The organism is Streptomyces sp. NPDC048111 (assembly GCF_043202815.1).
In the GTDB taxonomy this organism is placed as follows: Bacteria; Actinomycetota; Actinomycetes; order Streptomycetales; family Streptomycetaceae; genus Streptomyces.
In genome coordinates, this window is sequence record NZ_JBIDBD010000002.1 from 484,412 (window position 1) to 498,013 (window position 13,602).

The window sequence follows — 13,602 nt, forward strand, 5'->3', positions numbered from 1 at the left end:
GCCGTGTCGGGCCCCTCGCCCGTGCCGTATGACGTGGAGCGTTCCGTAGGGTGGGCGCCGACCGTGCGCCGTGAGGGCCGCTCGTGGCGCCGCGCACCCCGAGGATCCAGGAGCACACGCATGAGTGGAACCGCCCAGATCGGCGTCACCGGACTCGCGGTCATGGGCCGCAACCTCGCCCGCAACTTCGCGCGCAACGGGTTCACGGTCGCCGTCCACAACCGGACCGCCGCCAAGACCCGCGCGCTGGTCGAGGAGTTCGGCTCCGAGGGCAGCTTCGTGGCGGCCGAGTCGCCCGAGGAGTTCGTGGCGGCCCTGGAGCGCCCGCGCCGGCTCGTCATCATGGTCAAGGCCGGCGAGCCCACGGACGCGGTGATCCAGGAGTTCGCTCCGCTCCTGGAGGAGGGCGACGTCATCATCGACGGCGGCAACGCCCACTTCGAGGACACCCGCAGGCGCGAGCGCGAACTGCGCGAGCGCGGCATCCACTTCGTGGGCGTCGGCATCTCGGGCGGCGAGGAGGGCGCGCTGCACGGGCCGAGCATCATGCCGGGCGGCTCGGCCGAGTCCTACGAGTCGCTCGGGCCGCTCCTGGAGCGCATCGCGGCGAAGGCGCCGGACGGTGCGCCGTGCGTCACCCACGTCGGCCCGGACGCCGCCGGCCACTTCGTGAAGATGGTGCACAACGGCATCGAGTACGCCGACATGCAGCTCATCGCGGAGGCGTACCACCTGCTGCGCACGGTCGCGGGCTACTCCCCCGAGAAGATCGCCGAGACGTTCCGCGGCTGGAACACCGGCCGGCTCGACTCGTATCTGATCGAGATCACCGCCGAGGTGCTCGCCCACGTGGACGCGGCGACCGGCGAGCCCTTCGTCGACATCGTCCAGGACCAGGCCGAGCAGAAGGGCACCGGACGCTGGACGGTCCAGATCGCGCTCGACCTCGGTGTCCCGGTCTCCGGCATCGCCGAGGCGGTGTTCGCGCGCTCGCTCTCGGGCCACGCCGAACTGCGCGAGGCGGCCCGCTCCCTGGCCGGGCCGGCGGTCGCCCCGCTGGACGAGAAGGAGGCGGCGGCCTTCGCCGAACAGGTGGAGCAGGCGCTGTACGCGTCCAAGATCGTGTCGTACACGCAGGGCTTCCACCAGATCCAGGCGGGCAGCGAGCAGTACGACTGGGGTGTCGACCCGGGCGCGGTCGCCGCGATCTGGCGGGCGGGCTGCATCATCCGGGCCGCGTTCCTGGACCGGATCCGTAGCGCCTACGACGCGCGGCCCGACCTGCCGAGCCTGCTCTCGGACAAGCGGTTCGCCGACGAGATCGGCGCCGCGCAGGACGACTGGCGCGCGGTGGTCGTGGCGGCCACCCGCCAGGGCGTACCCGTGCCCGGTTTCTCGGCCGCGCTCGCCTACTACGACGCGCTGCGCGCCGAGCGCCTGCCGGCGGCGCTGACGCAGGCCCAGCGCGACTTCTTCGGCGCGCACACCTACCGGCGCACCGACCGCGACGGCTCGTTCCACACGCTGTGGGGCGGGGACCGTTCGGAGGTCGGCTCGGACTGACCGCCGTCGGCCCCGCCGAGGGTCGGCCCCGCGGCGGGGCCGCGCGGTGCGGTGCGCTCAGCCGGCCGGTTCGGGCTGCGGCGGACCCGGTACGGGGTCGGGGCCCGGCGGCTGGGGCACGGGATCGGGCAGATCCGGGTCCGGGCCCGGCTGCGGCGGCTGCGGATCGGGGCCCGGGCTCGGCGGCTGCGGGTCGGGTCCGGGTCCGGGCCGCGGCGGCACCGGGTCGGGGCCCGGGCCCGGCGGGTTGGGGATGGGGCCCGGCTCGGGGTCGGGCAGCGGCGTGGGCCACGGCGGGGTGGGCTCCGGGTGCGGCACGGTCATGGTCGAGCCTCCTCAGGGGATGAGTTCAGCTTCACCCGCGCGCCTGCCCGGCGCCCGTCGGTTCAACCCGTCCGGGTCAGGCCGTACGGCGGGGCGGGGCGGCAGCGGGGCCGGGTCAGCGCGCCGCGTCGGTCCCGGGCGGGCCGGCCGTGACGAGGGCCGCCGCCGCCCGCAACCCGAGCCGGGGACTGGCGAGGACCGGGACGCCGGTGGTCGTGCGGGCCGCCGCCGGCGCCATGGAGGCCTGCGCGAGCACGATCGCGTCGACGTCGGTCAGCGCGTCGGCGGCCCGGGCGATCGCGGTGACGTACGCCTCGGTGTCGCCGGACGCGAAGTGGTCCCAGGCACCCTCGACCAGGACGCCGCGCAGCGCGATGGGCCGCTCCCCCGCCTCGTCGCGCAGCAGCGCGGCCGTCGGCTCCAGGGTGGACGCGACGGCGGCCAGCACCACGATCCGGCGGCCGCGCGCCACGGCCGCCGCGGCCATCGGCCGGTCGACCCGTAGGACGGGAACGCCGAGCGACGCCGAGGCCGCCTCGGCGACCGCCCCGATGGTGGAACAGGTGCACAGGACGGCGTCCGCGCCGCGGTCCACCGCCTCGGCGAGCACCCGCAGGACGTCCTCGCGCACGGCGGCGGGACCCAACTCCCTCGCATCGCCGAGCAGTTGCTCATGCACGAGGTGACGGAGCGGCAGACCGGGCGCCTCCTCGTCGCGCAGCGCGTCGAAGACGGGGACGTGAACGGGCGAGGTGTGCAGCAGCGCGAGCATCGTCACCACAGCTCCGGACGGGCCGAGAGCCGGGCCCGCGCCGCCTCGACGAGGGCGGCCGGGGCGGCGGGCGCCTCGTCGGGGTGCCGCTCGGCCCACCGCGCGGCGTACGGGCAGAGCGGCACGACGGGAACGCCCTCGCGCGCGGCCAGCGCGTACAACTCCCGCACGAGGGACCCGGCGATGCCCCGTCCCTCGTGCCCTGGCTCCACGACGGTGTGCACGGCCACGAGCGCACCCGGCTGTCCGTCGAGCGTGAAGTAGTCGACGCGGCCGACCGGTTCACCCCCCTCGAACGCGGCGAGCCGCCCCCGCGCGCGGTCGTCCCGGATCTCCGTCATGGTGCGGCTCCCGTCCCTCGTGGCCGATACGGCCGGATCAGCTCTGCGGCCCGGGAACCCTGGCCTGGGGGCTGCGCCGCTGGTCGGTTCCGGGCACGGGCGCCGAGGCGTCACTGCCGAGCTCGACGATCCGGTTGGCCCCGTCGACATGCACGACCCTGGGCTTCAGAACGCGGGCCTCGGAGTCGTCGACCTGGGCGTAACTGATGAGGATGACCAGGTCACCGGGGTGCACGAGGTGCGCGGCGGCGCCGTTGATCCCGATGACACCGGACCCGCGCTCGCCCTCGATGACATAGGTTTCCAGGCGGTTGCCGTTGTCTATGTCGACGATGTGGACCAGCTCCCCGGGGAGCAGATCGGCGGCCTCCATCAACGCGACATCGACGGTGACGGACCCGACGTAGTGCAGGTCGGCCTGGGTCACGGTGGCGCGGTGGATCTTGGACTTGAACATGGTGCGCAGCATCGAGGCACTCCCGGATCTATGCTCCCTGCCTGCGGTTTTGCAGGTCAAGGGCGGTTTTCATGCCCCGCCGGGCGAGGTCCTGCGGGTCTTGCTCCCGCGCGGGCTCCCGCCGCGGCGGCGGCGCCAAGCTTACGCACCGCCCCCCGGCAACGTCCGTGATCACGGTCACCCGCAGTCGGGCGCGCGGGCGAGGCGCGACGGGGCTGGCGGGGCGGGGCTGGCGCGACGGGGCTGGCGGGGCGGGCTCAGCGGGGCTAAGGCTCCGCCCGCCCCGCGTCCCCGGGCCCCTCCGGATCGAGGTGCGGCAGCCGTCGGTCGAGCCATGACGGGATCCACCAGTTGGCGCGGCCGAAGAGGTACATCGTGGCGGGGACCAGCAGCAGGCGTACCACGGTCGCGTCGAGGATCACGCTGACGCCGAGCCCGAGGGCGAGCATCTTCACCACCACGTTCGGCGACAGCATGAACGCCAGGAACACGCTGGTCATGATGAGAGCCGCGCACGTGATGACGCGGGCGGTCGCGGCGAGGCCGGTGGCGACGGCGAGGTGGTTGTCCGCGCGGTGCAGCCAGGTCTCCCGGATGCGGGCGAGCAGGAAGACCTCGTAGTCCATCGAGAGGCCGAAGATGATCGCGAACATCATCATCGGCACGTACGACTCGATCGGCACCTTCTCCGTCATACCGACGAGGCCGCCGCCCCAGCCCCACTGGAAGACCGCGACCACCACGCCCCACGCGGCGGCGATGGAGAACAGGTTCAGTACGGCGGCCTTGAGCGCGACCAAAAGGCTGCGGAAGACGCAGAGCAGCAGGACGAACGCGGCCGCCACCACCACCCCGATGATCAGGGGCAGTTTGGAGACGAGCCGGTCGGTGAAGGTCTGGCCCGCCACGGTGGGGCCGGTGACGTAGCCGGTGGCGCCGGTGCCGGCGAGCGCGTGCGGGACGGTGTCGTCCTGGAGGGTGTGGATCAGGTCGGTGGTGGCGTCGTCCTGCGGGCCGGTCTTCGGGATGACGGTGCTCACCAGCAGGGCGTGGTCGGGGGTGGGTTTCGGGGGCGTCACCGAGGCGACGCCGGAGGTGGCCGCGAGGTCGCGCTGGAGCGTGCCGGCCAGGGCCTGGCTCTGGGACGGGTCGGCGGCCTGCTGACCGTCCAATTGGGCCACGATCGTGATCGGGCCGTTGGCGCCCGGCCCGAAGCCCTCGCTGATCAGGTCGTAGGCGCGGCGGTCGGTGTTGGTGGTGGGCTCGGCGCCGGCGTCGATGTGGCCGAGGTTCATCGAGCCCACCGGGATGGCGAGGACGCCGAGCAGGACCAGGCCGCCGACGAGGAAGAGCCACGGGCTCCGGCCGACCCGCGCCGCCCAGCGGTGCCAGACGTCGTTGGTGCCGGTCGGCTCGGCGACCGGGGTGCGCACGTGCAGGCGGTCGATGCGCCGGCCGAGCAGCCCCAGGAGCGCCGGGGTGAGGGTGACCGACGCCGCCGCCGCGATGATCACGGTCAGTCCTGCGGCGGCGCCCAGCGTGCCGATGAAGCTCATGCCCGACACGTACAGACCGGCCAGCGCCATCGCCACGGTCGCGGCGGCCACCAGGACCGAGCGGCCACTGGTGGCGACCGTGCGGCCGACCGCCTCCACGGGTTCCGTGCCGCCGTGCAGGAGGGCGCGGTAGCGGGTGGACAGGAAGAGCGCGTAGTCGATGCCGACGCCGAGTCCCATCATCGCGGCCAGGGTCGGGGCGGCCTCGCCGAAGCTGAACCGGGCGGCCAGCAGGCCGAGCGCGCCGAGCCCGACGGCGAGTCCCACGATGGCGGTCACCAGCGGCAGCCCGGCGGCGATGACGCTGCCGAAGCCGATCAGGAGCACGAGCACGGCGACGCCGAGGCCGATCGCCTCCGAGCTGAGGTCGGCGGCCTTGGGCGACGCCAACTGCCCGAGTGGATCACCGTAGTCGACGCTCATGTGGTCGGAGCGCAGCGGCGCGACGGCGTGGTCGACCTTGCCCACGTAACTGTGGTCGAAGCCCGCCGGATTGCTGCTGAACGTGACGGTGATCTGCGCGATGGCGCCGGTGGCCGAGATCGCGCCGGGTGTGGTCAGCGGGTTGCTCACGGACGTCACGTCGGGCAGCTGCTGGAGGTTCTTCACCGCGCTGTCGATGGACGCCTGGTGGTCGGTGACCGGGCCCTGGCCGGACTTGACGACGATCGGGGACGAGGTGCCGGACGAGCCGCCGTGGGCCTTCAGCAGGTCGGCTCCGGTCTGGGTGCTGGTGCCGGGCAGCGAGAAGCTGTCGGCGTAGGTGCCGCCCCAGCGCGCGTTGGCCAGGCCGCACCCGACGAGCAGGACCAACCAGGCCGCGACGATCCGCCAGGCGTGCGTGGCGGACCATCGGCCGAGCCGGTGCAGCAGTCCGGTGGCACCTTCGGCTGCCGGTGCGTTCTTCATGGGCGTGACCTGTCTGCCGGGCTGAGGAGACCGTACGGAGGGACCGGGCGGGGATGACCGGGCCGGGAGGCAGCCGGGCGCGAATGACCCCGCGGCGGCCCGGCGGGGGCGCGGGCGCGGGCGCGCCGGGGGCTCAGCCGAACGTCTCGACCTCGTCCTGTTCCTGCTGCCTGGCCCTGCGCCCGACCACGGCCGCGGCGGCCACCGCGCTGCCGAGGAAGGCGGCGGCCACCGTCCAGGGCTGGTCGAGGACATGCCCGGTGGCGTGGTCGAGCGAGTAGCGGCCCGCGCCCGTGAGGCCGGTCGCGGCGGCCGTGAAACCGAGGAACGCCGGGTATTCGAAGCCGCCGCCCTGGGCGAAGAAGCCCGCCGGCGCGTGAACGGACACCGCGCCCGCCATCGCGCCGGCCGCCGCGGCTACGGCGGCCGGAGTGGCGAGGCCGAGGGCCAACAGGGCGCCGCCGCCCATCTCGCCGAGGCCGGCCGCGATCGCGCTCTGCTTGCCGGGCTTGAACCCCATGTGCTCCATGGCGGCGGCCGTGCCTTCGAGCCCGCCGCCGCCGAAGCAGCCGAAGAGCTTCTGGGCACCGTGCGCCATCAGTACGGTGCCGGTGCCGACCCGCAGCACGAGCAGTCCGAGGTCACGTCGGCTGAGGCAGGTCATCGCGTCTCCCTGGGCATGCGGCGGTGGACTCGCCTCCACTCTCCGCGCCGCCCGGCCCCGACCCTCAGCGTTGCTGAGCCGTACGGGTCACACGCCGGGGAACGCTCAGCGCGCGGCCTCGCCCTGGGCCACCTCGATGCCGCCGTGCAGATCGGCGGCCGCGTCGATCGCCGAGGTGGCCGACGCGCACAGACACCCCAGCAGGACGGCCGCTATCAGCCGGGCGCTCCGCGCTCGGGGCAGCCGCGCGGTGGGGCGCCGGTCGAGCAGGGCCGCCACCCGGCGCGGCACCGGACCCGCCGCCGCGGCCAGCGCCGCGCGGGGCCGGGGCGCGGTCGGCCCGGCGGCACGGGCGGCGAGCGCGGCGCGGCCGATCGCCCGCGCGGCGAGCCTGCGGTCGCCCACCGCCCCGGCGGCGTGTTCGTCCGCGGCCCGCTCCAGGGCGAAGGCGAGGGGTGCGCGCAGCGGGCGCAGCGCCGGGTGGCAGTGCGCGGCGAGTTCGGCGACCGCGAGGAACAGGTGGTGGCGGCTCGCGAGGTGGGCCCGCTCGTGGGCGAACAGGGCCTCGCGCTCGGCGGGCCCGAGGGCGTGGAGCATGCCGGTGGTGACGACGATCCGGCCGGGCCGGCCGGGCAGCGCGTAGGCGTCGGGACGCGGGTCGCGCAGTACGGCGAGCTCAGCGGTGCCGGGCGTCAACAGGGCGCGGGCGGCGCGCAGTTCGGCGCGGTGCCGGCGGGCGGCGCGGGCCGCGGCCACGCCCGAGGCGGTGACGAGGGCGGCCGCGGTGGCGGCAGCGGGAAAGGCGAGCCCGTCCGCGAGCGCGTCCAGCGGGGAGGTGAGGTGTTCGAGGGAGGCGAAGAAGGGCAGCCGCAGCGCTCCGGCCAGCGCGATCAGGGCGAGCGCCGCCGTCGAGCAGAGGGCGAGGCCGGTGGCCGCGGTGGCCAGCAGCCAGGCGGCCGGGCGGGGCGGCAGGGCCTCGGCGAGCCGACGGGCCGCGGGCACCGCGAGGAACGGCACCAGGAGCGGGACCCAGACGGAGAAGATCACCGGTCCTCGCCTCCCGACTCCTCCAGGAGGGAGCGCAGCAACTGCTCGTCCTCGTCGCTGAGTTGGGAGACGAACCGGGCGAGGACGGTGGAGCGGTCCTCCTCCTTGGCCAGTTCGGTGTGCATGCGCCGGGCGGTCAGGCCCGGCGCGTCCTCCGTCGGCGTGTACGCGTAGCCGCGCCCGGCGCGACGGCGGGTGACGGCCCCCTTGTCGTGCAGGCGGGTCAGGATCGTGGTGACGGTGGTACGGGCCAGGCTTCCACCGAGCTCGGCCTGGACCTCGCCCGCGGTGAGCGGCGCGCCGGCCGCCCAGAGCGCCGCGAGGACCCCGGCCTCCAGTTCGCCCGCCGACCGTCGCGCGTCCCCGTGCCCGGCGCTCCCGGTCGCGGTCACGGCGCGACCCTGCCGTGTCGCCCGCCCCGGCGCCCGGCGCCTGCGGTCCTGGTCATCGCACGCTCCTCCCCACTTCGTCCGTCCGCGGCCCCCACGGGTCCACGACTTGGGTCACGTCCCGGTCCACGGCCGCCCGGCGACCCGGTACACGACCGCTGGCCTTCCGCGGCCCGCTCAGCCCGCTCGGTCCGCTCGGTCCGCTCGCTCCGCGACGTTCGTCCGTCCACGGTCTTCGCCCGCCCCCGCCGCATTCGTCTACAGTGCTGTAGACCGTCTGCGCCACTGTAGTCGGCCGAGCCGTGCGCGTCCCCTGGGGGACGGCGGCGGCCCGGTCACCATTATGGGAGGGCCCACCGACATGGCCGCCGTACCCCTGTTCGCAGCCTCGGCCCCCCAGGCCGTGAACGTCCTCGACGCGGGCTCGCTGCTGTCCGCCTTCGGCGCCCTGGGCATCGCGGTGGTGCTCTTCGCCGAGACCGGCCTGCTGATCGGCTTCCTGCTGCCCGGCGATTCCCTGCTCTTCACCGCGGGACTGCTGTGTGTGCCCGGCGGCAACGGACCCGTGTCGCTCTCGCTGCCCGAGGTCCTGGTCTGCTCGGTGGTCGGCGCACTGGTCGGCGCCCAGGTGGGCTACCTCATCGGCCGCCGGGGCGGGCGCGCCCTGCTGGCCCGCAGCACGTCCCGCAAGCTCCACGAGGGGGCCGCGCGCGCCGAGGAGCTGCTCGCGAAGTACGGGCACGCGAAGGCCATCGTCCTCGCCCGCTTCGTACCCATCGTGCGCACGGTGCTCAACCCGCTCGCCGGGGCGCTCGGCGTGCCTGCCCGGGTGTTCGCCCTCTGGCAGATCGCCGGTGGACTCGTGTGGACCTGCGCCCTGGTGCTCGGCGGCTACGCGCTGGGCTCGTCGGTGCCGAACATCGACCGTTATCTGCTGCCGCTCGTGGCGCTGGTGGTGGCGGTCTCGCTCACCCCGGTCGCCCTGGAGGTCCTGCGCGCCCGCCGCTCCCGTACGACCTCCGAGGACGCCCGCTGATGCACCGCGACAGGCGGGCCGGCGCCGCACCCCGCATTCTCGGGCGCGGTCGAGCGGTGGCACACCGGTGAGTGTGTCCCGGCTGAGTGTGTCCCGGCGCACGGGTGCGACAGCCTGCGTGCTGCTGGTCCTGTTCGTGCTGCTCGCGATGGTGGTCGCGGTACGGCACGGGGCCCCGCTGCCCGGCGACCGCGCCCTGCACCGCTGGCCGCTCGGCCACCGCCCGCCGGTCGCCGTGGCCACCGCCCGGGCCGTCACGGCGACGGGCAGCGGGGCCGTTCCGTACGCCCTGGCCGTCGTCGCGGGCCTGATCGCGGGCCGCAGTGCCCTCCAGCGGCGGTACGCGGTGGCCGGAGCCCTCGCGGTGCTGATGCTCGGCCAGTTGGCGCGCTTCGTCCTGATGCTGCTGGTGGGCCGCCCGCGCCCGAGCGCCGTCGACTGGGCCACCACCGCCTCCGGCTTCTCGTTCCCCTCCGGGCACACCACCACCAGCGCGCTCACGGCGGGACTGCTCATCTGGGCCGTCGGGACCCGCCGCAGCCTCGCGTCCGCCCGCTTCGCCGTCGTCCTGCTGGCGCTCTGGGCCGCCGCGGTCGGCCTGTCCCGGGTCTACCTCGGCGTGCACTGGGCCAGCGACGTCCTGGGCGGCTGGCTGTTCGCCGGGCTCTGGCTCTGCCTCGCGGCCCCGGTGGCGGCGCCGTTCACCCGGCGACTGCGCGCGGATCCGGCGGAGCTCCGGGAGACGTCCCTGACCCGCGAACTGCCGTGAACGACACATGAGTTGAAGCACCCCGCACCGAATCCGCCGTCGTGCCGGATCTCGCCGTCGTGCCGGATCGGCCGTCGTGCCACAGCCGCCGTCGTGCCACAGCCCCCGTACCACGCCACCCGAGCGAGGGCGGCCGATCCGGACGATCCGCACCCGTCCCGCCGCGCCGCCCCCGCCCCTCACGCCGCCTTGAAGAAGGCGTTCCATCCACCGGGCGGCGCCTGCCCCACTTCGAGCGAGCGGAGCCGGTCGAGCACCTTGGGGTCCTGCACGTCGAGCCAGTCCACGAACTGGCGGAACGAGACCAGGCGGACGTCCCGCTTGTCGGCCATCGCCTTCAGCGCCTCCTCGACGGCGTCCATGTAGATGCCGCCGTTCCACTCCTCGAAGTGGTTGCCGATGTAGAAGGGCGCACGGTTCGTCTCGTACGCGCGCCGGAAGCCGGCCAGGTAGGAGGCGGTGGCCTGGGACCGCCAGGCGGGATAGCGCGAGGGCATCCCCTTGGTGCTGTTCTTGGACTGGTTGGCGAGGATGTTGTAGTCCATCGAGAGGACCTCGAAGGAGTGGCCGGGGAACGGGATCCCCTGGAGCGGAAGGTCCCACACGCCCTGACGCTTCTGCGGCCACATCTGACGGCCGCCGGGCGAGGAGGCGTCGTAGCGCCAGCCGCGCTCCTTGGCGGTGGGCAGCAGGTTGTCCTGGCCGAGCAGACACGGCGCACGGCCGCCGATCAGCTCCTTGTGGTAGTCGAAGGGCAGCGGGTCCTCGTCCGTCCAGCCGGTGTTGGTGCGCCACTCGGTGACGAAGGAGACCGCCTGGTCGATCTCGCTGTGCCACTGGGCGGGCGTCCAGTTGGCGACGGAGCCCGAACCGCCGCAGAAGTGCCCGTTGAAGTGCGTGCCGATCTCGTGCCCCTCGGACCAGGCCTGTCGGACGTAGCGCAGCGTCTCCTTGAGGTGCGCGTCGGAGAGGTAGCCGATGTCGGAGGCGCCGACGGGGTTGTTCGGGGGCCGGTAGAGGCTCCGCTTCGACTCCGGGAGCAAGTAGAGGCCCGAGAGGAAGAACGTCATGCCAGCGCCGTGGTCCCTGGCCACGTCGAGGAAGCGGGGGAAGAGGCCGTTGCCCACTTCGCCCGCGCCGTCCCAGGAGAAGATCACGAACTGCGGCGGGGTCTGGCCGGGTTCGAGCGGAACGGGCCTCTCCGGCTGGTTGGGCTGCCGCCCGGTGTCCGCCGTGGAACCGTCACCGATCAGCCTGACCTGCGATTTCCCGGGCTTCGCGGGTCCTTGGCCCGGACGGCTGGAGTGACTTGACCCCGCGCCCCCCATCGAGCCGCACCCGGCGAGCCCGGCCGCCGCGACCGCCCCAAGTCCCGCGCCCAGCAATCCCCTTCGGCTGATCTCTGACATGCCTGCTCCCGTCACTCATCCACGGACCCCAGATGTGTAGACCAGAGCGAGGTGAATTAACCCGATATCGGACGATATTGAGCCGCTCGCCAAGTCAAGAATCCGTCATGGTCACGATGTGTGATCGCCCATCCACTCTCCGTCCGCGCGGCTCACGGTGGCGGGCCCTGGAGGCTCCCACGCGGGGCACGAAGTGCCCGTTCGTCAACTCGCCCGCAGAGCGCAGGACTTGCTCCCCCTTCATGTCACCTTGACGATAACGAGAACGACCGCTATCGTCCGACTGACGAAAAGAAAAGGGGTCCGTCATGGCCGACATCTCACGGCGCCTCGGCTGGCGCCACCTGCGCTCCGCACCCACCTCGCACATCCGCCACCACAGGAACGGCCGGCCCGCGCACGACGGCGTCGGGCTGGGGTTCTGGTTCAGGCCGCTGAGCGCCGCACTGTCCGAAGTGCCGGTCAACGACCGGGAACTGGCCATGGCCTTCCACGCCCGCACCGCCGACTTCCAGGACGTGACGGTGCAGGCGACCGTGACGTACCGGATCAGCGAGCCCGGCACCGCCGCCGACCGCCTCGACTTCTCGATCGACCCGGACACCGGCAGCTGGCGCGGCGACCCCCTGGAACAGCTGTCGACCCTGCTCACCGAGACGGCACAGCAGCACGCCCTCGACGTCCTCGCGCGCACCGACCTCTCCGCCGCGCTCGCCGACGGTGTCGCCGCGGTGCGCGAGCGGATCTCGGCCGGACTCGCGGCCGAGCCGCGGCTGCCCGCGACCGGCATCGAGGTGGTCGCCGTACGGGTCGTCGCGATCCGTCCCGAGCCCGAAGTGGAGCGCGCGCTGCGGACCCCGGCGCGCGAGCGCATCCAGCAGGAGGCGGACCGCGCCACCTACGAACGGCGGGCCGTGGCCGTCGAGCGGGAGCGCACCATCGCCGAGAACGAACTGGCCAGCCGCATCGAACTCGCGCGCCGCGAGGAGCAGTTGGTGGAGCAGCGCGGCACCAACGCCCGCCGCGAGGCCGAGGAGCAGGCGGCGGCGGACGCGGTACGCACCGAGGCGGAGGCCGCCCGCACGGTGCGGCTCGCGACGGCGGAGGCGGAGGCGGCCCGCGCGGCCGGCGAGGCGCGGGCCGGGGCCCAGGCGGCCTGGCTGCGGGTGCACGGCGAGGCCGACGCGGCCACCCTGCACGCGCTGGCCGCGACACGGCTGGCCGAGAACCTGCCCCGCATCGACAGCCTGACCCTCTCCCCCGACGTGCTCACCACCCTCGCCGAACGGTTCGGCCGGGATGCCCGGGATGCCCGGGGCGACCGGGGTGACCGGGGTGACCGGGGTGACCGGGGTGACCGGGGTGACCGGGGTGACCGGGCATGAGCCTCGCGCCGCGCGCGGTGCTCGTCCACCGCACCTCGGAGTACGAGGAGTTGCTGGCCCGGCACGGCACGCACGGCCAGGCCGACTTCTTCCTCTCCTCGCGCGGCCGGAGCATCCGCGAGGTGGCCGAGCGCCATCACCGGACGCTGCGTGCCCTGACCGAGGTGGCCGCCGCGATCCCCCCGCAGTGGCGCCAGGCCCGGGTCGAACGCGCCGATCTGGACCGCTTCCTGTTCGCCCCGGAGGACGTCGTGCTGGTGGTCGGTCAGGACGGCCTGGTCGCCAACGCGGCCAAGTACCTCGCGGGGCAACCGGTGATCGGCGTCGATCCGGAGCCGGGGCGCAATCCCGGGGTGCTGGTCCGGCACCCGGCCTCCGCCACCGCGCGGCTGCTGCCCGCGGCGGCCGCGGGCGGCTGTGCGGTGGAGCGGTTGACCATGGTGGAGGCCGTCACCGACGACCGGCAGCGCCTGCTCGCGCTCAACGAGGTCTATCTCGGCGCGCCGGGCCATCAGACGGCCCGCTACCGCATCGGCTCCGACACTCCCGGCACGGGCACCGAGGCGCAGGCGTCCTCCGGCGTCCTGGTCGGCACCGGCACCGGGGCGACCGGCTGGCTGAGTTCGCTGTGGCGTGGCCGCGCGGGCGCTCCCGCGCTGCCGGCCCCGGCCGACGCCCGCCTGGTGTGGTGCGTACGCGAGGCGTGGTCCTCGCCGGTGACCGGGACCTCGTTCACCGAGGGCGAGTTGGCGGGGACGCGGCGGCTGCGGATCACCGTGGAGTGCGACCGGCTGGTGGCGTTCGGGGACGGGATGGAGGGCGACGCGCTCGACCTGACCTGGGGTCAGTCGGTGAGCGTCGGCATCGCGGACACGGCACTGTGTCTGGCGGGTTGAGGCCGATCGGCCGCGCGGCGGCGGGCCGTGACCCCCGATTGTCAGTGGCGTACGGCATCGTGGGAAGCGAGCCCGTACTCCGAGG

General features: G+C 74.2%; 14 protein-coding genes. 5 read left to right on the top strand and 9 right to left on the bottom strand.

What is annotated here, in order from left to right; translation table 11 throughout:
* The first annotated feature begins 120 nt into the window (after window positions 1-120).
* Window positions 121-1,563, top strand: a complete 1,443-nt coding sequence (gndA, locus tag ACGF3I_RS06900; RefSeq protein ID WP_393129539.1) for an NADP-dependent phosphogluconate dehydrogenase — start codon at window positions 121-123, stop codon at window positions 1,561-1,563.
* Window positions 1,564-1,620: 57 nt separating this feature from the next.
* Here gndA and ACGF3I_RS06905 read toward each other — a convergent pair whose 3' ends face one another.
* The 8 genes from ACGF3I_RS06905 to ACGF3I_RS06940 form a co-directional block, all read right to left on the bottom strand.
* On the bottom strand, window positions 1,621-1,887 hold the full coding sequence (locus ACGF3I_RS06905) for a hypothetical protein (RefSeq protein ID WP_393129540.1): 267 nt from the start codon (window positions 1,885-1,887) through the stop codon (window positions 1,621-1,623).
* 115 nt (window positions 1,888-2,002) lie between these two features.
* Window positions 2,003-2,659 (bottom strand): aspartate/glutamate racemase family protein, encoded by a 657-nt coding sequence (locus ACGF3I_RS06910; protein ID WP_393129724.1) that lies wholly within the window; start codon window positions 2,657-2,659, stop codon window positions 2,003-2,005.
* A gap of 2 nt (window positions 2,660-2,661) precedes the next feature.
* Window positions 2,662-3,000, bottom strand: a complete 339-nt coding sequence (locus ACGF3I_RS06915; protein WP_393129541.1) for a GNAT family N-acetyltransferase — start codon at window positions 2,998-3,000, stop codon at window positions 2,662-2,664.
* 37 nt (window positions 3,001-3,037) lie between these two features.
* Complete coding sequence (gene panD, locus ACGF3I_RS06920; protein WP_393129542.1) at window positions 3,038-3,469, bottom strand: aspartate 1-decarboxylase; 432 nt, start codon at window positions 3,467-3,469, stop codon at window positions 3,038-3,040.
* Window positions 3,470-3,723: 254 nt separating this feature from the next.
* Window positions 3,724-5,922, bottom strand: coding sequence for an MMPL family transporter (locus ACGF3I_RS06925; RefSeq protein WP_393129543.1), 2,199 nt, complete (start codon window positions 5,920-5,922; stop codon window positions 3,724-3,726).
* 133 nt (window positions 5,923-6,055) lie between these two features.
* Window positions 6,056-6,586 carry a DoxX family protein gene (locus ACGF3I_RS06930; RefSeq protein WP_393129544.1) on the bottom strand — a complete coding sequence of 177 codons (531 nt, stop codon included), beginning with the start codon at window positions 6,584-6,586 and terminating at the stop codon, window positions 6,056-6,058.
* A 105-nt stretch (window positions 6,587-6,691) separates the two neighbouring features.
* Window positions 6,692-7,633 (bottom strand): M48 family metalloprotease, encoded by a 942-nt coding sequence (locus ACGF3I_RS06935; RefSeq protein ID WP_393129545.1) that lies wholly within the window; start codon window positions 7,631-7,633, stop codon window positions 6,692-6,694.
* Window positions 7,630-8,025: a BlaI/MecI/CopY family transcriptional regulator gene (locus ACGF3I_RS06940; RefSeq protein ID WP_393129546.1), complete on the bottom strand. Its 396-nt coding sequence runs from the start codon at window positions 8,023-8,025 to the stop codon at window positions 7,630-7,632. The genes ACGF3I_RS06935 and ACGF3I_RS06940 overlap by 4 nt, the downstream gene beginning before the upstream one ends.
* Window positions 8,026-8,383: 358 nt before the next feature.
* On the opposite strand from ACGF3I_RS06940, the gene ACGF3I_RS06945 reads away from it, so the two are divergent.
* Window positions 8,384-9,058, top strand: coding sequence for a DedA family protein (locus ACGF3I_RS06945; RefSeq protein ID WP_393129547.1), 675 nt, complete (start codon window positions 8,384-8,386; stop codon window positions 9,056-9,058).
* Between the two features lie 73 nt (window positions 9,059-9,131).
* Window positions 9,132-9,827 (top strand): phosphatase PAP2 family protein, encoded by a 696-nt coding sequence (locus ACGF3I_RS06950; RefSeq protein WP_393129548.1) that lies wholly within the window; start codon window positions 9,132-9,134, stop codon window positions 9,825-9,827.
* Between the two features lie 179 nt (window positions 9,828-10,006).
* On the opposite strand, the gene ACGF3I_RS06955 is transcribed toward ACGF3I_RS06950, so the two are convergent.
* Entirely contained in the window at window positions 10,007-11,236 is a 1,230-nt protein-coding gene (locus ACGF3I_RS06955; protein ID WP_393129549.1) for a hypothetical protein, read from the bottom strand.
* Window positions 11,237-11,544: 308 nt separating this feature from the next.
* Here ACGF3I_RS06955 and ACGF3I_RS06960 point away from each other — a divergent pair, with 308 nt between their 5' ends.
* Both ACGF3I_RS06960 and ACGF3I_RS06965 read left to right on the top strand, forming a co-directional pair.
* Window positions 11,545-12,621 carry an SPFH domain-containing protein gene (locus ACGF3I_RS06960; RefSeq protein ID WP_393129550.1) on the top strand — a complete coding sequence of 359 codons (1,077 nt, stop codon included), beginning with the start codon at window positions 11,545-11,547 and terminating at the stop codon, window positions 12,619-12,621.
* Window positions 12,618-13,517, top strand: coding sequence for a hypothetical protein (locus ACGF3I_RS06965; protein ID WP_393129551.1), 900 nt, complete (start codon window positions 12,618-12,620; stop codon window positions 13,515-13,517). Before ACGF3I_RS06960 ends, ACGF3I_RS06965 begins: the two co-directional genes overlap by 4 nt.
* Window positions 13,518-13,602: the final 85 nt, after the last annotated feature.

Excerpts from the sequence above, each read along its gene's own strand:
- ACGF3I_RS06955 (WP_393129549.1), bottom strand. The coding sequence starts at position 11,236 with ATGTCAGAGATCAGCCGAAGGGGATTGCTGGGCGCGGGACTTGGGGCG.
- ACGF3I_RS06960 (WP_393129550.1), top strand. The coding sequence starts at position 11,545 with ATGGCCGACATCTCACGGCGCCTCGGCTGGCGCCACCTGCGCTCCGCA.
- ACGF3I_RS06910 (WP_393129724.1), bottom strand. The coding sequence starts at position 2,659 with ATGCTCGCGCTGCTGCACACCTCGCCCGTTCACGTCCCCGTCTTCGAC.
- ACGF3I_RS06925 (WP_393129543.1), bottom strand. The coding sequence starts at position 5,922 with ATGAAGAACGCACCGGCAGCCGAAGGTGCCACCGGACTGCTGCACCGG.
- ACGF3I_RS06915 (WP_393129541.1), bottom strand. The coding sequence starts at position 3,000 with ATGACGGAGATCCGGGACGACCGCGCGCGGGGGCGGCTCGCCGCGTTC.
- ACGF3I_RS06905 (WP_393129540.1), bottom strand. The coding sequence starts at position 1,887 with ATGACCGTGCCGCACCCGGAGCCCACCCCGCCGTGGCCCACGCCGCTG.
- panD (WP_393129542.1), bottom strand. The coding sequence starts at position 3,469 with ATGCTGCGCACCATGTTCAAGTCCAAGATCCACCGCGCCACCGTGACC.
- ACGF3I_RS06965 (WP_393129551.1), top strand. The coding sequence starts at position 12,618 with ATGAGCCTCGCGCCGCGCGCGGTGCTCGTCCACCGCACCTCGGAGTAC.
- ACGF3I_RS06930 (WP_393129544.1), bottom strand. The coding sequence starts at position 6,586 with ATGACCTGCCTCAGCCGACGTGACCTCGGACTGCTCGTGCTGCGGGTC.
- ACGF3I_RS06945 (WP_393129547.1), top strand. The coding sequence starts at position 8,384 with ATGGCCGCCGTACCCCTGTTCGCAGCCTCGGCCCCCCAGGCCGTGAAC.
- gndA (WP_393129539.1), top strand. The coding sequence starts at position 121 with ATGAGTGGAACCGCCCAGATCGGCGTCACCGGACTCGCGGTCATGGGC.